This window comes from Elioraea tepida, from assembly GCF_019203965.1.
GTDB lineage: Bacteria > Pseudomonadota > Alphaproteobacteria > Acetobacterales > Acetobacteraceae > Elioraea_A > Elioraea_A tepida.
Genome location: NZ_CP076448.1, coordinates 267,195 through 285,531 on the forward strand (window position 1 = coordinate 267,195; position 18,337 = coordinate 285,531).

At 70.5% G+C, this 18,337-nt stretch carries 20 protein-coding genes and 1 pseudogene; 6 read left to right on the forward strand and 15 right to left on the reverse strand.

Annotated elements, in window-relative coordinates:
* Window positions 1–73: 73 nt before the first annotated feature.
* The 13 genes and pseudogenes from KO353_RS01265 to KO353_RS16965 form a co-directional block, all read right to left on the reverse strand.
* Entirely contained in the window at window positions 74–1,090 is a 1,017-nt protein-coding gene (locus tag KO353_RS01265; protein ID WP_218285978.1) for an Ldh family oxidoreductase, read from the reverse strand.
* Window positions 1,087–2,019 (reverse strand): hydroxyacid dehydrogenase, encoded by a 933-nt coding sequence (locus KO353_RS01270; protein ID WP_218285979.1) that lies wholly within the window; start codon window positions 2,017–2,019, stop codon window positions 1,087–1,089. Before KO353_RS01270 ends, KO353_RS01265 begins: the two co-directional genes overlap by 4 nt.
* The gene (locus tag KO353_RS01275) at window positions 2,016–3,752 is read right to left on the reverse strand and encodes an L-aspartate oxidase (protein ID WP_218285980.1); all 1,737 of its coding nucleotides are present in this window, start codon (window positions 3,750–3,752) and stop codon (window positions 2,016–2,018) included. Before KO353_RS01275 ends, KO353_RS01270 begins: the two co-directional genes overlap by 4 nt.
* 4 nt (window positions 3,753–3,756) lie before the next feature.
* Window positions 3,757–4,368 carry a fumarate hydratase C-terminal domain-containing protein gene (locus KO353_RS01280; RefSeq protein ID WP_218285981.1) on the reverse strand — a complete coding sequence of 204 codons (612 nt, stop codon included), beginning with the start codon at window positions 4,366–4,368 and terminating at the stop codon, window positions 3,757–3,759.
* 3 nt (window positions 4,369–4,371) lie between these two features.
* Window positions 4,372–5,247: a fumarate hydratase gene (locus KO353_RS01285; protein WP_218285982.1), complete on the reverse strand. Its 876-nt coding sequence runs from the start codon at window positions 5,245–5,247 to the stop codon at window positions 4,372–4,374.
* Between the two features lie 11 nt (window positions 5,248–5,258).
* Entirely contained in the window at window positions 5,259–5,990 is a 732-nt protein-coding gene (locus KO353_RS01290; RefSeq protein WP_218285983.1) for a sulfite exporter TauE/SafE family protein, read from the reverse strand.
* Window positions 5,990–6,337 (reverse strand): succinate dehydrogenase, cytochrome b556 subunit, encoded by a 348-nt coding sequence (gene sdhC, locus KO353_RS01295; RefSeq protein WP_235691974.1) that lies wholly within the window; start codon window positions 6,335–6,337, stop codon window positions 5,990–5,992. Before sdhC ends, KO353_RS01290 begins: the two co-directional genes overlap by 1 nt.
* Window positions 6,334–6,666, reverse strand: coding sequence for a succinate dehydrogenase (locus tag KO353_RS01300; RefSeq protein WP_218285984.1), 333 nt, complete (start codon window positions 6,664–6,666; stop codon window positions 6,334–6,336). Before KO353_RS01300 ends, sdhC begins: the two co-directional genes overlap by 4 nt.
* 1 nt (window position 6,667) lies before the next feature.
* Window positions 6,668–7,384 carry a succinate dehydrogenase/fumarate reductase iron-sulfur subunit gene (locus tag KO353_RS01305; RefSeq protein ID WP_218285985.1) on the reverse strand — a complete coding sequence of 239 codons (717 nt, stop codon included), beginning with the start codon at window positions 7,382–7,384 and terminating at the stop codon, window positions 6,668–6,670.
* Window positions 7,381–8,253, reverse strand: coding sequence for an ABC transporter permease (locus KO353_RS01310; RefSeq protein WP_218285986.1), 873 nt, complete (start codon window positions 8,251–8,253; stop codon window positions 7,381–7,383). Before KO353_RS01310 ends, KO353_RS01305 begins: the two co-directional genes overlap by 4 nt.
* Entirely contained in the window at window positions 8,250–9,077 is an 828-nt protein-coding gene (locus KO353_RS01315) for an ABC transporter ATP-binding protein (protein WP_218285987.1), read from the reverse strand. Before KO353_RS01315 ends, KO353_RS01310 begins: the two co-directional genes overlap by 4 nt.
* Window positions 9,078–9,081: 4 nt before the next feature.
* Window positions 9,082–10,089, reverse strand: coding sequence for an ABC transporter substrate-binding protein (locus tag KO353_RS01320; RefSeq protein ID WP_218285988.1), 1,008 nt, complete (start codon window positions 10,087–10,089; stop codon window positions 9,082–9,084).
* 196 nt (window positions 10,090–10,285) lie between these two features.
* Window positions 10,286–10,702, reverse strand: a pseudogene (locus tag KO353_RS16965) (hypothetical protein); the annotation flags it as partial.
* 222 nt (window positions 10,703–10,924) lie between these two features.
* On the opposite strand from KO353_RS16965, the gene KO353_RS01330 reads away from it, so the two are divergent.
* Both KO353_RS01330 and KO353_RS01335 read left to right on the forward strand, forming a co-directional pair.
* Window positions 10,925–11,665, forward strand: a complete 741-nt coding sequence (locus KO353_RS01330; protein ID WP_218285989.1) for a GntR family transcriptional regulator — start codon at window positions 10,925–10,927, stop codon at window positions 11,663–11,665.
* Window positions 11,666–11,669: 4 nt separating this feature from the next.
* The gene (locus tag KO353_RS01335) at window positions 11,670–12,125 is read left to right on the forward strand and encodes an MmcB family DNA repair protein (protein WP_218285990.1); all 456 of its coding nucleotides are present in this window, start codon (window positions 11,670–11,672) and stop codon (window positions 12,123–12,125) included.
* A 351-nt stretch (window positions 12,126–12,476) separates the two neighbouring features.
* On the opposite strand, the gene KO353_RS01340 is transcribed toward KO353_RS01335, so the two are convergent.
* A complete protein-coding gene (locus KO353_RS01340; RefSeq protein WP_218285991.1) occupies window positions 12,477–12,650 on the reverse strand; it encodes a hypothetical protein in 174 nt (57 codons plus the stop codon).
* Between the two features lie 458 nt (window positions 12,651–13,108).
* Between KO353_RS01340 and KO353_RS16970 the strand changes: the two genes are divergently transcribed.
* Window positions 13,109–13,270 carry a PEP-CTERM sorting domain-containing protein gene (locus KO353_RS16970; protein ID WP_235691975.1) on the forward strand — a complete coding sequence of 54 codons (162 nt, stop codon included), beginning with the start codon at window positions 13,109–13,111 and terminating at the stop codon, window positions 13,268–13,270.
* Here KO353_RS16970 and KO353_RS01350 read toward each other — a convergent pair.
* A complete protein-coding gene (locus KO353_RS01350; protein ID WP_218285992.1) occupies window positions 13,209–14,351 on the reverse strand; it encodes a bifunctional 2-C-methyl-D-erythritol 4-phosphate cytidylyltransferase/2-C-methyl-D-erythritol 2,4-cyclodiphosphate synthase in 1,143 nt (380 codons plus the stop codon). The genes KO353_RS16970 and KO353_RS01350 overlap by 62 nt on opposite strands.
* 290 nt (window positions 14,352–14,641) lie before the next feature.
* Between KO353_RS01350 and dusB the strand changes: the two genes are divergently transcribed.
* From dusB to ntrC, 3 genes are all read left to right on the forward strand, one after another.
* Window positions 14,642–15,601: a tRNA dihydrouridine synthase DusB gene (gene dusB / locus KO353_RS01355; protein ID WP_235692079.1), complete on the forward strand. Its 960-nt coding sequence runs from the start codon at window positions 14,642–14,644 to the stop codon at window positions 15,599–15,601.
* Between the two features lie 79 nt (window positions 15,602–15,680).
* Window positions 15,681–16,898, forward strand: a complete 1,218-nt coding sequence (locus tag KO353_RS01360; protein WP_218285994.1) for a two-component system sensor histidine kinase NtrB — start codon at window positions 15,681–15,683, stop codon at window positions 16,896–16,898.
* On the forward strand, window positions 16,895–18,334 hold the full coding sequence (gene ntrC, locus KO353_RS01365) for a nitrogen regulation protein NR(I) (RefSeq protein WP_218285995.1): 1,440 nt from the start codon (window positions 16,895–16,897) through the stop codon (window positions 18,332–18,334). Before KO353_RS01360 ends, ntrC begins: the two co-directional genes overlap by 4 nt.
* The last annotated feature ends 3 nt before the right edge of the window (window positions 18,335–18,337 follow it).

The following is an 18,337-nucleotide window of genomic DNA, read 5'->3' on the forward strand; positions in this document are numbered from 1 at the left end:
GCGAGCGGCGGCCCCTGGCACCCAGGCCCACCGGCCGGAGATGGCGGAACGGCTGGCGCCGTCGCGGCGCCGCTCAGGCGGAGGCGAGGCGGCGAAGGGTCGCAAGAAGCGCGGCCGGATAGGGGATCCCTTCCGCCCGGTGCTTCGCCCTCAGTGCGAGACGCCGGTCCCCGGGAAGACGAACACCCGGCTCGGCGAGAATCCGTTCCGTGATCGCCCGCACACGCTCGGCCACGGCCTGGGCCGAGGCCCCCAGGGCGCCGGGCGCGATCGCGATGAAGGCCTGGCCGATCCGTGGCGGCCCGCCCCGATCGTCGAAGAAGCTCGAGGCCTCGAAGCCGGCGTGGCTTGCGGTCAACGCCGCTGTGAGCAGTTCGACCGCGAGCACAAGCGCCGCTCCCTTCGCGCCGCCGATCGGCAGCATCGCGCCGGCAAGAGCGGCGCGCGCATCGGTCGTCGGCCTGCCCTCGGCATCGACCGCCCATCCCTCGGGGATCGGCTCGCCCTTCTCCGCCGCGACCATGATTCTCCCCCGCGCAGCGACGGACAGGGAGAGGTCGATCACCAGTGGGTCACGCCCCGGGACGGGGCAGGCGAAAGCGACCGGGTTGGTTCCGAACAGGGGCGTGCCCGAGCCGGCAGGCGCGATCGCGGCCGGAGAGTTCGTGAAGCCAAGGGCGAAGGCGCCCGCCACGCGCGCGAGGTCCTCGACGAACAACCCCATCGCGCCGGCGTGGTGACTGTTGCGCACGCCGAGCGCCACCACGCCCTGCGCCGGCAGGAGCGAGGCCATCCAGGAGAGCCCGAGCGCGATCGCCGGATAGGCGAGCCCGTCATCGGCATCGACCGCCACGGTCGCGCTCGATGGTCGCGTGACGGACGGCACGGCCTCGCCTTTCACCTTGCCGCAACGGAGCTGGGACGCATAGGCCGGAACGCGTGTGAGCCCGTGCGAGGCGATGCCGTCGAGGTCAGCGCGGGCGAGCATGCGCGCGGTGTGTCGTGCGGCCTCAGCGCCTGCGCCAGCGGCACGCAGCGCGGCAGCGGCCAGCGCCTGGGCTGCGTCAAAGGGGAGTGTCTCGGTGCTCATGCTGTCCGTTCGAGTTCGGCGGCGACACGCTCGGCGATCAGGGCCGAGACGCGCCGGTTGCTCTCCTTTGTGACGCCGGCGATGTGCGGCGTGAGGAGAAGGTTTGGCACGCCGGCGAAGCGTTGCGGCGCCTCGGGTGGCTCCTGCTCGAAGACGTCGAGCACCGCACCGGCGATCCGCCCCTCGCGCAGCGCTGTGACCAGGGCCGCCTCGTCGACGATGCCGCCGCGCGCGGTGTTGATCAGCACCGCATCGGGCCGCATCGCGGCGATCCGGCGCGAATCGATCAGCCGGCGGGTCGTGTCGTTCAGCGGCACGTGCAACGAGATGACGTCGGCCGCGGCGATCAGCGGATCAAGCGTCATCGGTTCGACGCCTGCGCGGCGAATCTCGTCTTGGCCGATCGCCGGATCGCAGGCGGCCACCCGCATCCCCTGCGCCGTCGCGCGCCGCACGATCCGGCGCGCGATGTCGCCGAAGCCGACAAGGCCGAGCAGCCGGCCCTGTGCCTCGCGGCCGGTGAGTGCCGTGCGCGGCCATTCGCCAGCGGCGATGCGTTCGGTCGCGCCGAAGGCGCCGCGCAGCAGGATCAGGAGTGCTGCGATCACATATTCCGCCACCGCATCGGCATTGGCGCCCGTCGCCGGGATCACGCGGATATCGCGCTCGGCACAAGCCGCGACGTCGATGTTGTCGAGGCCAACGCCGAGCCGGCCGACCACCCTGAGCCGCGGCGCCGCCGCGAGCAGCGCCCCGCGCACCTGGGTGCGATTGCGCACGATCAGCGCCGGCGCGTCGGCGAGCGCGTTGGCCAGACGGGCCGGGTCGTCGGGAAGCGCGGCGTCGTAGAGCACCTCGAAACGCGCGGCGAGCGCAGCGACGGCGTCCTCGTCCATGAACTCGGAGATGGCGATCCGGTCACGCCTCATGCGGCTGCCTCGCGCAGCAGCGTTTCGCCAGGCGCAACGATGTCGAAGCGCACGGCTTCGGTGGTGACGGCGAGCGCGTCCCCTGTCAGACGCACCACCGTGTAGCGGCTGGCCGCGAGGTCGCCGGTCGCGGGGAAGTCCTCGCGCCAGTGCGCACCGCGGCTGTCGGTGCGGGCCATCGCCGCCGTCGCGATCGCGCGACTGACGAGAACGAGGTTCTCGAGGTTCAGGCGGTCCTGCCAGGTGAGGTTGTAGCGGCGGTCACCGTCCGGAACGCCGCAGGCCTCGACCTCCGCCGCGAGAGCGTCGAGTGCGGCGATCGCGCGCCCGAGCCCTGCGGCATCGCGCAGGATGCCGACATCCTGCCACATGACGTCGAGCAGGCGTCTGCGCAGGCCGAACAGGTCGCCGGCCGGGCGCGCGAACGGGGCGAGTGTCTTATCGATCGCCGCCTGAAGGAGGGCAAGGTCGGGTGGTGCGAATGCGCCGTGCCGCGGCACCCAGGCGGCCATCGACTCCCCGGCGATGCCGCCGAACACGGTCGAGTTCGCGACGCCGTTGCCGCCGAGGCGGTTCGCGCCGTGCACGCCGCCCGTATCCTCGCCGGCGGCGAACAGCCCGGGCAGCTCTGTGCTGCAGTCCGCCTCGAACACGAGGCCGCCCATCATGTAGTGCGCGGTCGGGATGACCGGCACATGCCCGCCGGCAAGATCGAAACCGCAATCGGCGCAGCGCTCGACCATACCCTTGAACTGGCGCCGGACGTTTTCGGGGCCGAGATGCGCCATCGCGATCCACACCCCGCCTTCGGGAGTCGCGCGGCCCTCGCGGATCACACCCATGATCGCCCGGCTCACGACGTCGCGCGTCGCCCGTTCGCCCTTTGAGTCGTAGTCGAACATGAAGCGCCGTCCCGCGCCGTCGAGCAGATGGCCGCCGGCGCCGCGCAGGCCTTCCTCGATCACCGTGCCGGTCATGCGCGTCTCCTCGCCGGCGAGCAGGCCGGTTGGGTGGAACTGCACCATCTCCATGTCGCGCAGCGGCAGCCCCGCCCGCAGAGCCATCGCGAGCCCGTCGCAGGACTTGTCGCCCGAAGGCGTGTGGTAGCGGTACATGGTCGGTCCGCCGCCGGTCGCGAGCAGCACGGCTTTGGCCTGGACGAAGCGGAACGTTCCCTCGCGCATGTCGAGCAGAAGCACGCCTGAGAGGCGCGTTCCGTCAGCCGCGGGGATCAGCGCGAGCGCGCGATGGTCCTCGAGCCGGCGCACGTCGCGCGCGAGAACCTGTTCGGAGAGGCGGTTGATGATCTCGATCCCCGTCAGGTCGCCCTTGTGGACGGTGCGGTCGAAGGTCTGGCCGGCGAAGGCCTTCTGGTGGATCGTCCCGTCCGGGTTGCGGTCGAAGAAGCAGCCGATCTCGTTTTCGAGTTCGCGGATCCGCTTCGGTGCGGTCTCGCACAGGATCCAGGCGAGATCCTGGCGGTTGAGCCACTTGCCGCCCTCGATCGTGTCCATGAAGTGGCGCTCGACCGAATCGCCTGGGGCAAGAGCCACGTTGTAGCCCCCCTGCACCATGCGCGTGCAGCCGCACTTACCGACCAGGCCCTTCACCGCGAGGGTGACGTCGAGCGCGGGGTTGGCGCGCTTGGCGTGCAGCGCGGCGAACAGCCCCGCGCCGCCTGCGCCGACGATCAGGATGTCTGTGCGCAGCGTGTCGATGCCGCGTACGGCCATCGGCTCAGTCCTCCGCGCCGAGGGCGGCGAGGGCGGCGGCGCGTCGCGCGGCGACGCGCTCTCCCACCGTCGCGTAGAGGCTGCCGCCGTGGCTGTCCATCGCCACGAGCAGCGGCCCGAAGCGCCTGATGCGGAACTTCCACAGGCTCTCCGGATGGAGGTCGTCGAGGTCGACATCCTCGATCGCGGTGATCCAGGTCGTTTCGAGGGCGGCGGCGCCGCCGACCACCGCGAGATAGGCGCCGCCGTAGCGCCGGAACGCCTCGGCCGAGGCGGGGCCGAGCCCGCCCTTGCCGATGACCAGACGCACGCCGTGGTCGCGCATCAGCGGTTCGGTGAAGCGCTCCATGCGCATCGAGGTGGTGATGCCGATGCAGAGGGGCGCGTAGCCCGCCGGCGCTTCGGGCGAGGGCGGTACGCGCTTCACGTTCGGCGCCGTGTGGATGACGGCATGGCCGCGCAGGTCGAGCCGGATGTTCCGGCCCCTGTCGAACATCGCGATCTGGGTCGCGTCGCGGATGCCGAACAGCCAGTTCTCGAGCGTGACGGTGTCGCCGACGCGCAAGCGACGCACCGCCGCCTCGTCGCAGGGCATGGAGAGGACCTGGTGCGTCATGGCTCAGAACCCGAACGTGACGCCGCCGGGCGTGATGGTGGCGCGCGCGCGCCGCGCCGAGTGGCACTGGATGTTCACCGCGACCGGGTTCATGGTGATGTGCGTCGCTGCGGTCTCGACATGGACGGCGAAGGCGGTGGAATCGCCGCCGAGACCCTGCGGACCGATCCCCAGCATGTTCACGGCTCTGGACAGCTCGCTCTCGAGCGCCGCCCCTTCCGGGTCGGCGCAGACGGAGCCGAGCGGCCTCGTCGCGGCGATCTTGGCGAGATGCATGCAGAGATCGGAGGTGCCGCCGATGCCGACGCCGACGATGGTGGGTGGACAGACCTTGCCGCCCGCCTCGATCACGCGGTCGATCACGAAGCGCTTCACCGCCGCCACCCCGTCGGCCGGAACGAGCATGCGCAGGAACGAGCCGTTCTCGCTGCCCGAGCCCTTCGGGATCATTTCGATCTCCACCGTCTCGGGACGGTCGTCGAAGTCGATATGAAGTACCGGAACGCGGATGCCGCAGGAGGTGTGCTCGTTGCGGCGCGTGATCGGATGCACGACCGAGGACCGCAATGGGTGCTCGCGCGTCGCCCGCTCGCAGCCGCGGCGTATCGCCGCCTTGAGCGCGGCGCCGTCGAAGGAGACGCCGCGGCCGATCGTGATGTTGTAGATCGGGATCCCGGTGTCCTGGCAGAGCAGGTTGTCGTCGCGTTCGGCAACCGCGATGTTCTCGACCATCGTGGCGAGCAGGCTGCGGCCGGTCGGGTCGGTCTCGGTGCGCTGCAGCCGGACGAAGCCCTCCTTCACGTCGTCCGGCAGCAGCTTCAGAGCGCGGATGTAGAGGAGCTTGGCGATCTCCTCGATCTCTGCGAGGTCGAGTTGCATCCTGTCCTCCGTCAGAGCAAGAGGGCGGCGCCGGAGACGGCGATCATCACTGCGAGCAGGCGCTGGAATTGCCGCTCGTTCAGGCGTCCGTAGAGACGATAACCCAGCCAGCCGCCGACCAGCAGGGCCGGGAGCGTGACCGCGAGTAGGAGCGCGCTCGTCCGGTCGAAGGCGAGCCCGCCCACAAGCACCAGCGTGGCGAGATGAATCGCGAGGATGAAGGGCTGGTAGACGCCGCGCGCGCGCTCCTTCGGCCAGCCGCGCAGCTGCGCCCAGATCGTCGTCGGTACGCCTGAATAGCCGCCGAGCCCGCTCATCATGCCGCCGACCAGGCCGACTGCGGCATCGGCGCGCCGCCCGCCGGCGGTGACGTGCGGCAGCGCCGGGGCGAGCAGAGCGTAGCCGCCGTAGGCGACCATCACCGCGCCGAGCATACGGCGCACCACGAGCGGATCGACGACGGTCAGGAGGGCGACGCCGATCGGTACGCCGATCAGCCCGCCGATCAGGAAAGGCGCGAGCCGCGCGCGGTCGATCATCGCGCGCATGCGCCAGACGAGGATCGTGTGGAGAAGCCCGCCAGAGGCGACCACGAGGAGCGCGGAGCGCACAGGGTCGATCACGTGCAGCCAGATCGCCGAGGCCGTGAGGGCGAAGGCGAAGCCGGCCGCGCCGGCCGAGACCGCGCCGACGAAGGCGCCGAGCGAGACCAGCGCGATCGTGCCGGCCGAAAGCGTCAGCATCACGCGCTCAAGTTCAGCGCGAACAGCAGCGCGACCGCGACACCGATGCCGAAGCAGGCGGCGACGACCGTGCGCGTGCGGCTCTCGGGTCGTGGGAGGAACTCGAGATGCAGCACGCGCAGGCCGAGGGCGAGGTGCAGCGCGAGCGCCAGCACGAGCCCGGTCTCGGCGAGCTTGACCAGCGGGCTCGCGGTCAGATCGAGGAAGCGGTCGAGCGCGTCTGCCCCTTCAAGCGCGGTGCCAAGGGCGAGGAAGTGCAACGGCAGGAAGACCGCAAGCGCGAGGCCCGAAAGCCGGTGCAGCAGGGCGGCCCACCAGCCTGGGTGGTTGCGGTGCGCGCGGATCATGCGGCGAAGACCGCCCAGGCCGCGCGCAGCCCGAGCAGAAGCAGAAGGGCGGCGAACAGCGCCATCGCGACGTCGCAGGACCAGCCGCGCCAGCCCGCCCATTCGCGCAGGATCGCGCGCAGCCCGATCGGCGCGTGGATCGACGCCGCGACGACGAACAGCACATAGAAGGCGAGCCAGCCGAGGTTGCCGGCGGTGCGGCCGAGGATCTCGCCGGCGGTGAGCCCGCCGCGTACCGCGACCAGGATGGTGACGAGATGCACCAGAACCGCAACCGCCAGCACGGCGGCAGAGGCGCGCTGCAGCAGGAACAGACGCGCCGGGCTCACCTCAGGCCCCCCCGTGCAGGGCGGCGCGCAGCACCGCCCGCTTCAGCCCGGCGATCGAGGCGGTGGGCGAGAGCGCCTTCGGGCAGTGCCGCGTGCAGGAACCGTGGCTGTGGCACGCACGGCAGCCGGCATCCCCCGCGACTGCGGCGAGGCGCGCGTCCTGCCCACCGTCGCGCACGTCGTTGACAAGGGTCCAGGCGCGGTTCAGCGCCGCCGGGCCGAGATAGTCGGGCTCCCAGGCCACCACGTCGCAGGCGGCATAGCAGACGCCGCAGCCGATGCACTCGACGGCGGCATCGGCGGCGGCGCGGTCAGGGGAGGCAGGGGGGACGACGGCAAAGTCAGCGCCGAGATCGGCGCGCGGCGTGAACACGCCCTTCGCCTGAACCCACTTGGCGAAGAACGGGGCCATGTCGACGACCAGGTCCTTCACCACCGGCATGTTGCGGAGCGGCTCGAGCGTCAGCCGCCCGTCGGGCGCGACCGTCTCGACGCGTGTGCGGCAGGTCCAGCGCGGCCTGCCGTTCACCGTCATCGCGCAGGAGCCGCACATGCCGACCCGGCAGGCGAAGCGGTAGGCGAGCGTCGGGTCCGCCTCGCGCTGGATCCACGTCACCACGTCGAGCACCGTCTGCGCAGGACGACGCGGCACCTCGAAGCGGTCGAAGCGCACACCGCCTGTTCCGCGATGCACCGCGACCGACAGCATGTCGGTCATCGCTGCATACCCCAGCGGTTCACCGTTCGCGCCTCGATGGCGCGGAAGATCACGCTCTCGACCGTGAGCCCGATCACGATCACCACCAGCAGGCCGCCGAACACGGTCGCAGTCTCGAGCTGCGCGCGCGCCTCGAAGATATGCCAGCCGAGCCCGCCTTCGCGTGCGGACGCGCCGAACACGAGCTCGGCGGCGATCAGCGTACGCCAAGCGAAGGCCCAGCCGATCTTGAGCCCGGCGAGGATCGCCGGAAAGGCGGCCGGGATCAGCAGCAGCGCAACGTAGCGGACGCCGCTCAGACCGACGTTGCGCCCGGCCATGCGCAGCGTTTCCGGCACCGTGCGGAAGCCGGTGTGCGTGTTGAGCGCGACCGCCCAGAGCACCGAATGGATGATCACGAACACGAGCGATGGCACGCCGAGGCCGAACCAGATCAGTGCGAGCGGCAGCAGCGCGATCGCCGGCAGCGGATTGAACATCGCGGTCAGCGTCGCAAGCAGGTCCGTGCCGATCCGGCTTGACACCGCGAGCGTGGTGAACACCGCTGCGATCGCCAGTCCGGCCGCATATCCCAGCACCAGTACGTTCAGCGAGGTGAGGGTGCGCCGGACCAGGAGGCCACTCTCGAGGTCACGCACCATCGCCTCGAGCGTCTCGGTCAGCGACGGTAACAGCAGCGGATTGGCGAGCAGCCGCGCATAGGCCTCCCAGGCCAGAGCGAGCAGGACCAGAAGCACCGTGCGGCGCAGCGCCGTGCTGTTCCAGGCCCGTTCCCACAGCGGCAGCGGCCGCTCGACCGGATCCTGGTTCGAGAAATCCTCGGGGCTGCGCTCGAACTCCGGCCGCGAGGAGAGATCAATTGCGGTCACGTCGGCGTCCCCCGGTCCTCGAACAGCAGGCGGTGGATTCGCTTCGAGAGCGCGCCGAAGGCGGCCTGGTCGACGTTGCCGTGGTGGAATGCCTCCGCGTTCAGCTCGGCACGGACCTGTCCCGGATGAGGCGACAGCACAAGCATCCGGCTGCCGACCAGGATCGCCTCCTCGATCGAATGGGTGACGAACAGCATGGTGAAGCGGAGCTGATCCCACAACCCGAGCAGCTCCTCTTGCATCCTGCGGCGCGTCAACGCATCGAGCGCAGCGAAGGGCTCGTCCATCAGCAGGATATCGGGCTCCATCGCCATCGCACGCGCGATCGCGACGCGCATCTTCATCCCGCCCGAAAGCATATGCGGATAAGCGTCGGCGAACTTCGCCAGCCCGACCCGCGCGATCATGTCCCGCGCGCGCTCCATCGCCTCGCGGCCGCGGAAGCGCCCTGTGGCGCGCATCGGGAACAGGACGTTGCCGAGCACCGTCTTCCAGGGCAGGAGCTGCTCGAACTCCTGGAACACCATCATCCGATCGGGCCCTGGTTGCACGATCGGCCTCCCGTTGATGGTCAGCCGCCCCTCGGCCGGCGCGAGGAACCCGCCAACCGCCTTGAGCAGCGAGGACTTTCCGCAGCCGGAGGGGCCGAGCAGGATGAAGCGGTCGGACGGAAGGACGTCGAAATCGACGCGCCAGGTGGCGGTGACGATGTGGTGCGGCGTGCGGTATTGCAGGGTGACGCCTCGCGCCGAAAGCAGAGGCCTTGGCATCGCCTGCTGCCCCGCCGCCGCGCTCCGGGCCGCGGCGATCGCGTCCGCCTCCATCCGCTCAGGATCCCAGCAGGTGGGCGATGTCCTCGACATAGACGTCCTGCCACCGCTCCGGCCTGGCGCGAATGCTGCCGTTGCGGTGCATGAACGCCGCGAAGGCCATGATCTTCTGCGGCGTGGTCGTCCACGCGATCTCGGGGTCACGGATGATCTTCACGGCATCGTCCTTGCTGAGGCGTGAGCCCTGGTCGGCGATCCACAGTTCCGCCATGCCTTCGGGGTCGTCCTTGATCATGCCCATGGCGCGATCGAGCGCGGCGATGAAGGCGGCCATGATCTCGGGGTTGCCCGAGCGGTAGCGGCCCATCGCCCAGACGCTGTTGAAGGTGTGCGGGCCGCCCAACACGTCGTAGCTGTTGAGCACGCGGCGCACGCGCGGATCGGCGAGCTGCTGGTACTGGAACGGCGCGGAACTGAAATGCGCGGTGATCTCGCTCCGCCCTGACAGCATCGCGGCCATACCGTCCGGGTGCGACATCGACACGGTGAGATGGTCAAGCCGCGTGTGGTTGCCCGGACCGAACGCCTTCTCAGCCGCCATCTGCAGGATCACCGCCTGGATCGACACCTTCACCGCCGGCAGCGCGATCCGGTCCTTCTCGGTGAAATCCGCGATCGTCTTCACGTTCGGGTTGATCGTGTTGAGGTAGAGCGGCATCGAGTTCAGCGCCGCCACACCTTTGACGTCGAGGTTTCCGCGCGTGCGCGCCCAGATCGTCAGCAGGGGGCCCACGCCTCCGGAAGCGAAGTCGAGATTGTCGCTGATCAGCGCCTCGTTCATCGCCGTGCCGGAGGCGAAACGAACCCAGGCGGTGGTGACCTCGACCCCGCGCGCCCGGGCCTCCGCCTCGAGCAGCTTGCGCACCTTCATGATGCTGAGTGGCAGGTAGCCGATGCCGAACTGCTCGGCGAGCCGAACTTCGCGCGGCTGCGCCCGCAACGCAGGTGCGGCGAAACCGGCGGCTGCTGCACCACCGAGCCCGACGATCAGTGTCCTTCTGCGCATCCGAGTGTCCTCCCGTTGGTGATGCGGGGGGATCTTCGTGTCCCCCTCTGTTGGCGCGTCGAACAGGGTGCCGCGGCACCCAGCCGTCACACGAGGCGATCCGGTCGAGGGATGTCAGCCGGTCCTTGCGGTGCTTGCGCGCCGCGGCGCCCGTCAGGCGCGCGTCGCGGAGAAGCGGCCCGAGCGGGAGCAGGCGTTCGCCGGTTTCGTCCACGGTCATCTCGCCGCGGACAAGGCCTGAGAGGTCGAAAACGGTGCGCGGCGGCGTGTGTCGCGCAGGGCTTCGATGCGCGGCGACCGTGATCACCCGGTCGGTCGGGTTGACGGTCGCGTTGCCCCGGCTGATCGGGAACCCGTGTCTCGCACGCCCCAAGCCCCTCTGCGGCCCGACGCACTCGGCCGAAGCCGAGAAGGTGTCCATCAAGGAGAGCGCGGCCCCCGTCACCCAGTGTTCCGCAAGCGTCAGGACGTCGCCGTTGCGCCTCTTGTCGCCGGTCTTCCGGATCCAGCCGGACGCGTCCTCCTCGACCCTAGGCGGGGCGCCCGCGATCAAGCGGGCGATCGGCCGGAGACGGATCGAACGCGGTCGTCTCGACCGTCCCTCGCTGTCCATGACGCGGAGCCTCCGCTTCCACCTGGCCGAGGTGAACGCTGTCGCGGCGACCGTGACGGTTGCGGCACGACCCTCGACGAGGAGGTGCGACGCGCACAGGCATCGAGCTCACTTCCTTCCGCTGCGGTCAGTGCGGCGCTTCCCCGTTGTCATTCCCATGCCAGGCTGTCCGTGGGCGCATTGCGCTGTCACTCGATCATTCGTCATTTATAAGACCGGATGATGTCAAAGGATCTTCCGCGCGCCTGTCCGGCCGTCACGGCGCGGCCGCTCTACCAGCAGGTGCATGACTACCTGCTCGGGCGAATCGTCACCGGCGAGTGGCAACCTGGCGACTACCTGCCCTCCGAGCAGCGCCTTGCGGCAAGCCTCGGTGTCGCACTCGGCACGGTGCGTCGGGCGCTCGACGAGCTCGCCGAGGCCGGCGTAGTCGAGCGCCGCCAGGGCCGCGGCACCGCCGTGCTGCGCCACAGTTCCGATCGCGCGCGCTTCCGCTTCTTCCGCCTGGTCGGACCGGACGGAGCGCGCATCGTGCCGACAGGGCGCGTGCTCGCGGCGCGCAGACGCGCCGCGCGCGCTGGGGAGGCGCGCGCGCTCGGCCTCTCGCCTTCGGCACTGGTGCTGGGTCTCACCCGCGAGCGCCGCGTCGGTGGGCGTGCGCTCGTTCACGAGACGATCGCGCTTCCGCTGCCGCTGTTCGCGCGGCTCGACCTCCCGGTAGGGCAGGATCTCGCCGAGGAGCTCTACGTGCTCTATCAGCACGATTGCGGCGTCACGGTTGCCCGCGCCGAGGACCGGATTTCGCCCGAGGCTGCCCCTGTGGCGGTCGCGCGCAGCCTCGGCATCGCTCCCGGCACGCCGATCCTGCGCATCAGGCGGATCGCCTTCGGGCTCGACGGCGTGGCGGTGGAGCACCGTATCAGCCGTTCCGCGCGGCTCGACTACGCTGTCGCGATCGAGTAGCGGGATGGAGAGGGTGGCTCTGCGTACGGCGGCGGTGACCCGAGGTGCTGCGCGGCTTCTGGCCGCCCTCGGCCATGCGGTTCTGCGCGAGGTGCCGCTCGCCGACGGACGGCGTGCCGACCTCGTCTGCCTCGGCGCACGGGGAGAGATCACGATCGTCGAGGTGAAGTCCTGCGCGCGCGACTTCCTCGCCGATAACAAGTGGGAGGAGTACCGCGCTTGGTGCGACCGGCTCTACTTCGCCGTCGATCACGACTTCCCGCAGGGGCTCATCCCGGCTGATGCCGGGCTGATCGTGGCCGACCCCTGGGGCGGGGCGCTGCTCCGGGAGGCGTTGGAGCACAGGCTCGCCCCGGCGCGTCGTCGGGCGGTGCTGCTCCGCTTCGCCCGGCTTGCCGCCCGCCGCGCCGAGGCGGCCGCCGACCCGGACGGTGCGGCGGACACGCTGTCGCCCGACTGAGGCTGGCACGAGGCTTGCTGAACCTTGGGTGATCGGTCGCGCGACTTTGGCGCGATCGGTTGCTAAGCCTTCCTCAACCTTGCCTCGCGGGGCCTGACGAGCGGTCGGCCCCGCGTTTTTTTGCCCACGGAGTTGCATTCTGCACTGCATTCTGCGGCTTGGTCGGATCGCGTCAGGGTGCCCGACGTCCGACCCGTTCCGCAGAAAGTGTCGAAAATTTTACAGAACGCGAGGGCGTGTCAGAAAAACCGTTTTCCATCAATACGTTAAGACTTGGCATGGAGAGTGCCACGCGCTCGACCGCCGCCGGGGCCGGTCGGCAGCCGGGACGCCGGCGCCCGAGGCGACATGTCAGATGTGTGCAAGGGACTGACGACGAATGCGACTGACACCTGTTATCTCGGCCGCCACGATCGGGCTGGCGCTCGCCGGCCCGGCAACCGCGGCGCCCATCAGCTGGACCGACTGGCAGACGGCCGGCACGAACTCCGCCACCGGCCAGATCACGTCCGGCTCGACCACCATCACGGTCACCTACAGTGGGCCCTACCGCTTCGTGCAGACGGGGAGCGAAACAAACGACATGGGCCCGCCCGGGATCTTCACGAGCCCGCTTGTGCCGAACGCACCGCCGCCACGCGAGATAATCGCGCTGGACGAGGGCGGGACGAAGACGATCACCTTCTCGCAGCCGGTGGTGAACCCCGTGCTTGCCATGGTGAGCTGGAACGCCAACATCGTCGACTCCGGAACGCCGATCCAGATCCTGAAGCTCGGGCTGCGGAGCGTTCAGGTGTGGCAGTCCGACCCTGAACTCCGCCGGGACCGGGTTCAGCACGCCCGGGACCTTCAACGAGTTCCACGGCACGAGTCGTCTACCCGGAACCTTCTCGAGCATCACCTTCACCGACCAGAACGAGGGGTGGCACGGCTTCACCGTCGGCATCACGGCTCTCGCCCAGAACGACCCCGACCCGCAGCCTGTGCCGGAGCCCGGCACGCTCGCCCTCATCGGGCTCGGGCTCGCGGGCCTCGCCGGGCGCGCACGGCCTAAGAGCCAGGCGGCAGGCCACCTTCCGGACGTCACGCAGGCAGCAGCACCGTCGCCGCTGCCTGCGCGGCGATCCCTTCGCCGCGGCCGGTGAAGCCGAGGCGCTCGGTCGTCGTCGCCTTCACCGACACGGCCGAGACGGAAACATCCAACAGCACGGCAAGCCGCTCCCGCATCGCCGCGGCGTAGGGGCCGATGCGCGGACGCTCGCAGATCAGCGTCACGTCCACATGGGCGATCCTGCCGCCCCGCGCCGCCACCCGCCCGGCCGCGTGGCGCAGGAAGACGGCGCTGTCGGCATCCTTCCAGCGCGCCTCGGAAGGGGGGAAATGGGTGCCGATGTCGCCCTCAGCGAGCGCGCCATAGAGCGCATCGCACAGCGCATGGATGCCGACATCGGCATCCGAATGCCCGGCGAGGCCAACCGGCGAGGGAATGGCCACGCCGCAGAGAACGAGCGGCCGCCCAGGCACGAGCCGGTGCACATCAAACCCCGTGCCGGTTCTGGGAACGAGCGCCGCGCCGATGAGCGCGGCGGCGCGCGCGAGATCGCCCGGGAACGTCACCTTGAGGTTCTCCTCCGCACCAGGCACGAGCCGGACGGGGATGCCCGAAGCCTCGGCCACCGCGGCGTCATCGGTGAGAGACCCGCCGGCAGCAGCGCGATGCGCGGCGAGGATGGCCGGGAAGCGGAAGCCCTGCGGCGTCTGCACGCGCACGAGCCCCTCGCGCGGCACCGTCCCCGCCACGAGCCCTGACCGTTCGCGCTTGAGCGTATCGGTCACCGGCAGGGCGGGGATCACTGCCTCGGCCCCCTCGGCGAGGGCTGCGAGCACCGCGTCGATCACCGAGGCCGGCACGAGCGGCCGTGCGGCGTCGTGAATCAGGACCGCGTCCGGCGGGTCCGACGCAAGCGCCTCGAGGCCGGCGCGGGCGCTCTCCTGCCGGCTCGCCCCGCCCGGGATCGCGGGCGGAACGCCGAGCCCCGCAAGCGCCGCGGCGCAGGGCTCCGCCGGGCCGACCACACGCACCGAGGCGACGCCCGGATGGCGCAGGAAGGCAAGCGCCGCATGGCGAAGCACCGGCGCCCCCGCGAGCTCGAGGAACTGCTTCGGCATCGGCGCGCCGAGCCGCTCGCCACGCCCCGATGCGAGGATCAGCGCCACGGTTCGCATGAGCCCGGAGGCTAGGGGGGATCGGCCCTGCCTGCAAACCGACCACAAACGGTGGCGGAGTGAGCCCGAGGCGCATTGCGGAGCACCCCGGCCGTCGCTACTTTGCCCAAATCATGAGCAGCCAAGGGACCTCGCCCGACCGCCCGGCCCGAGCCTGCGCAGACGACGCGCCGGAGGAGCCGCCGCCGCGCCTATCCCGCGCCGACCGGCCGCAGCGCCCGCCCGGAGCCCTTGCGCCGATCGTGCTCGGCCCCGCCACACGGATCGACCTCCCCGTGATCCTCGCGCCGATGTCAGGGGTGACCGACCTTCCGTTCCGACGCCTCTGCCGCCGCCTCGGCGCAGGGCTCGTCGTCTCCGAGATGATCGCGTCGTGGGCGATGATCCGCGAAAACCGCCAGACGCTAAGGATGGCGGAGACCGATGTCGGCACCGAGGGCTCGCCGCAGGCGGTTCAGCTCGCCGGCTGCGACCCCGAGGCGATGGCGGAAGCCGCGCGGATGAACGAGGACCGCGGGGCTGGGCTGATCGACATCAATTTCGGCTGCCCGGTGAAGAAGGTGACGAACGGGCAGAACGCCGGCTCGGCGCTGATGAAGGACGAGCTGCACGCCGCGCGCATCCTGGAGGCGACCGTGCGCGCCGTGTCGATCCCGGTCACGCTCAAGATGCGCATGGGCTGGGATCATTCCCGCCTCAACGCCCCCTCGATCGCGCGGATCGCCGAGGAGTGCGGCATACGCATGGTCACGGTGCACGGTCGGACGCGGCAGATGTTCTACACAGGCCGAGCCGACTGGGCCTTCGTGGCGAAGGTGAAGGCGGCGACACGGCTGCCCGTGATCGTCAACGGCGACATCGTCACGCCCGAGGACGCGGCGGAGGCGCTTGCTCTCTCGGGCGCGGATGGAGTGATGATCGGCCGCGGCGCTTACGGCCGGCCCTGGCTTCTGGCCCAGGTCGCGCATTTCCTCGCCACCGGCGAGCACCTGCCGGACCCACCGCTTGCCGACCAGCTTGCGATCCTCTGCGAGCATTTCGAGGCGATCCTCGCGCACTACGGCGAAGCCCCCGGGGTGCGTCTCGCGCGCAAGCATCTCGCCTGGTACTCGAAGGGCCTGCCCGGCTCGGCCGAGTTCCGCGCCGCCGTCAACCGCGCCGAGACGCGGGCCGAGGTTCTGGCGCTCGTGGAGGGGTTCTGGCGGCCGCTGATCGAGGCAGAGGTCGAGCCGCGGCGGCTTGCGGCGTAAGTGTTCGGTCCGCTGGGGGGCGGCCGGACGGAAGCGGGGGGCAGGACATGGGCAACGCGCTCGAGGGGGAGAGGGGGCGATGAAGGCCAGTCGAGGGCGACGCGGCCTCGCCGTACTGCGCGGCATCGGCGAGGCGATGTCCGGAGGGGGGGCGGAGGCGCCGGCGCGTCTGCTTCGTGCCGTGGCGCCGCCGGCGCCCGAGCCGCAGGCGATCCTCGCCGCACTCGCCACTCCGGTGGTGGTGGTTGACCGGCTCGGCCGCTTCCGCTTCGCCAACCAGGCTGCGGAGGAGTTCTTCGCTCTCTCCGCCGCCTCGCTGCGCGCGACCCGGCTCGCCGAGCTCGTGCCAGAGGACAACCCGCTGCACCAGCTGATCGCCCAGGTGCTCGACGGCGCGGTGAGCGTCTCCGACTACGACCTCACGATCGAGAGCCCCCGCCTCTCCAAGCGCGGCATCACCGTGCACGGCGCGCCGGTGTCGGAGGCGCCCGATTGCGTGGCGCTCACCCTGATCGACGGCTCCACACCGCAGAAGCTCGAAAAGCAGATGGGGTTCCGCAACGCTGCCCGGTCCGTCACCGGCATGGCGGCGATCCTCGCCCACGAGGTGAAGAACCCGCTGTCGGGGATACGCGGCGCGGCGCAGCTCCTCGAAAGCTCGGTATCGGAGCAGGACCGGGAGCTCACCCAGCTGATCCAGGACGAGGCCGACCGGATCCGCGCCCTCGTCGACCGGATGGAGTGCTTCTCCGACCGACCGATCGAACGCGGCGAGGTGAATATCCACCAGGTGCTCGAGCATGTGCGGCGGCTCGCGCAGAGCGGCTTCGCCCGGCACGTGCGCTTCATCGAGACCTATGACCCCTCGCTGCCGCCGGTCTGGGGCAATCGCGACCAGCTCATCCAGGTGATGCTGAACCTCGTGAAGAACGCCGCCGAGGCGATTCCGGAGGCGCAGGGCAGGCCGGGCGGGGTGATCGAGCTCGCCACCGCCTATCAGCACGGGGTGAGGCTCGCGGTTCCGGGAGCGACACGGCGCCTGCACCTGCCGCTCGTTGTGTCGGTGCGGGATACGGGCTGCGGCATCCCCGAGGAACTCAAGCCGAATCTGTTCGACCCGTTCGTGACCACCAAGCGGCAGGGCAGCGGGCTCGGGCTCGCACTCGTCGCCAAGATCATCCGCGACCATGGCGGGCTCGTCGAGTGCGACAGCGTTCCCGGCCGAACCATCTTCCGCCTGCACCTGCCCGTGCATCCGGGCAGTGCCGGAACGGCACAGGAGGACGAGACAGCATGACCGCGACGATCCTGATCGCCGACGACGACCGTTCGATCCGCACCGTGCTCGGCCAGGCCTTGACCCGCTCTGGCTACCAGGTGCGCACCACCGGCACGGCCGCCACCCTGTGGCGCTGGGTGGAGGACGGGGAAGGCGACCTCGTGATCACCGACGTGGTGATGCCGGACGAGAACGGGCTCGACCTCGTGCCGCGGATACGGCGCGTCCGCCCCGATCTCCGCGTCGTGGTGATGAGCGCCCAGTCCACCCTCACCACGGCGGTGAAGGCGACCCAGCGCGGCGCCTTCGACTACCTGCCCAAGCCCTTCGACCTCAACGAGCTTCTCGCCGTGGTCGGGCGTGCCCTCGCCGCCCCGCCCGCCGCCGAGACGGTGGAGGGAGAGGCGTCGGAGGAGGAGAAGCTGCCGCTCGTCGGCCGCTCGCCTGCGATGCAGGAGATCTACCGAACCGTCGCCCGCGTCACCGCCACCGACCTCACGGTGATGATCACCGGCGAAAGCGGCACCGGCAAGGAACTGGTCGCGCGCGCTCTGCACGACTACGGCACGCGCCGCGCCGGGCCCTTCATCGCGATCAACATGGCGGCGATCCCCCGCGAGCTGATCGAGAGCGAGCTCTTCGGCCACGAGCGCGGCGCCTTCACCGGCGCAACGAGCCGCACCCAAGGGCGGTTCGAGCAGGCCAATGGCGGCACGTTGTTCCTCGACGAGATCGGCGACATGCCCCCGGAGGCGCAGACGCGGCTTTTGCGCGTGCTCCAGGAGGGCGAGTTCACCTCCGTCGGCGGCCGCGCGCCGGTTCGGGTGAATGTTCGGATCGTCGCCGCAACGCATCGCGACCTCCGCGCCCTGATCCGCCAGGGCCTGTTCCGCGAGGATCTGTTCTACCGCCTGAACGTCGTGCCGATCCGCCTGCCCCCGTTGCGCGAGCGGGCCGAGGACATCCCCGCGCTCGCGCGGCATTTCCTCGCCGCCAACCGGCAGAAGGGCCTGCCCGCGAAGACGCTGACCGAGGGCGCGATCGAGCGGCTGAAGGCCTATCGCTGGCCGGGCAATGTGCGCGAGCTCGAGAACCTGATGCGCCGGCTTGCCGCGCTCTACCCGCAGGAGACGATCGGCGAGGAGGTGATCGCCGCCGAACTCGCCGAGACCGCCTCCGCGGAGCCCGTGGCGCCGACCGGCGAGCCCGAGACGCTCGCCCAGGCCGTCGAGCGTCACCTCCGCGCCTATTTCGCCGGGCACAAGGACGGGCTGCCGAGCCCAGGCGTGCACGAACGCATCATCCAGGAGGTGGAACGGCCGCTGATCCAGCTCACCCTCGCCGCCACGCGCGGCAACCAGATCCGGGCGGCGCGCGTGCTCGGGCTCAACCGGAACACGCTGCGCAAGAAGATCCGCGAGCTCGAGATTCCGGTGATCCGAGGCCTCGGCTGAGCG

Excerpts from the sequence above, each read along its gene's own strand:
- KO353_RS01265 (WP_218285978.1), bottom strand. The coding sequence starts at position 1,090 with ATGAGCACCGAGACACTCCCCTTTGACGCAGCCCAGGCGCTGGCCGCT.
- KO353_RS01270 (WP_218285979.1), bottom strand. The coding sequence starts at position 2,019 with ATGAGGCGTGACCGGATCGCCATCTCCGAGTTCATGGACGAGGACGCC.
- KO353_RS01275 (WP_218285980.1), bottom strand. The coding sequence starts at position 3,752 with ATGGCCGTACGCGGCATCGACACGCTGCGCACAGACATCCTGATCGTC.
- KO353_RS01280 (WP_218285981.1), bottom strand. The coding sequence starts at position 4,368 with ATGACGCACCAGGTCCTCTCCATGCCCTGCGACGAGGCGGCGGTGCGT.
- KO353_RS01285 (WP_218285982.1), bottom strand. The coding sequence starts at position 5,247 with ATGCAACTCGACCTCGCAGAGATCGAGGAGATCGCCAAGCTCCTCTAC.
- KO353_RS01290 (WP_218285983.1), bottom strand. The coding sequence starts at position 5,990 with ATGCTGACGCTTTCGGCCGGCACGATCGCGCTGGTCTCGCTCGGCGCC.
- sdhC (WP_235691974.1), bottom strand. The coding sequence starts at position 6,337 with ATGATCCGCGCGCACCGCAACCACCCAGGCTGGTGGGCCGCCCTGCTG.
- KO353_RS01305 (WP_218285985.1), bottom strand. The coding sequence starts at position 7,384 with ATGACCGACATGCTGTCGGTCGCGGTGCATCGCGGAACAGGCGGTGTG.
- KO353_RS01315 (WP_218285987.1), bottom strand. The coding sequence starts at position 9,077 with ATGGAGGCGGACGCGATCGCCGCGGCCCGGAGCGCGGCGGCGGGGCAG.
- KO353_RS01320 (WP_218285988.1), bottom strand. The coding sequence starts at position 10,089 with ATGCGCAGAAGGACACTGATCGTCGGGCTCGGTGGTGCAGCAGCCGCC.
- KO353_RS01330 (WP_218285989.1), top strand. The coding sequence starts at position 10,925 with ATGTCAAAGGATCTTCCGCGCGCCTGTCCGGCCGTCACGGCGCGGCCG.
- KO353_RS01335 (WP_218285990.1), top strand. The coding sequence starts at position 11,670 with ATGGAGAGGGTGGCTCTGCGTACGGCGGCGGTGACCCGAGGTGCTGCG.
- KO353_RS01340 (WP_218285991.1), bottom strand. The coding sequence starts at position 12,650 with ATGGTGGTCGAGCCGGACGTGATCTGGCCGGTGGCGGAGTTCGTGCCG.
- KO353_RS01350 (WP_218285992.1), bottom strand. The coding sequence starts at position 14,351 with ATGCGAACCGTGGCGCTGATCCTCGCATCGGGGCGTGGCGAGCGGCTC.
- dusB (WP_235692079.1), top strand. The coding sequence starts at position 14,642 with ATGTCAGGGGTGACCGACCTTCCGTTCCGACGCCTCTGCCGCCGCCTC.
- KO353_RS01360 (WP_218285994.1), top strand. The coding sequence starts at position 15,681 with ATGAAGGCCAGTCGAGGGCGACGCGGCCTCGCCGTACTGCGCGGCATC.
- ntrC (WP_218285995.1), top strand. The coding sequence starts at position 16,895 with ATGACCGCGACGATCCTGATCGCCGACGACGACCGTTCGATCCGCACC.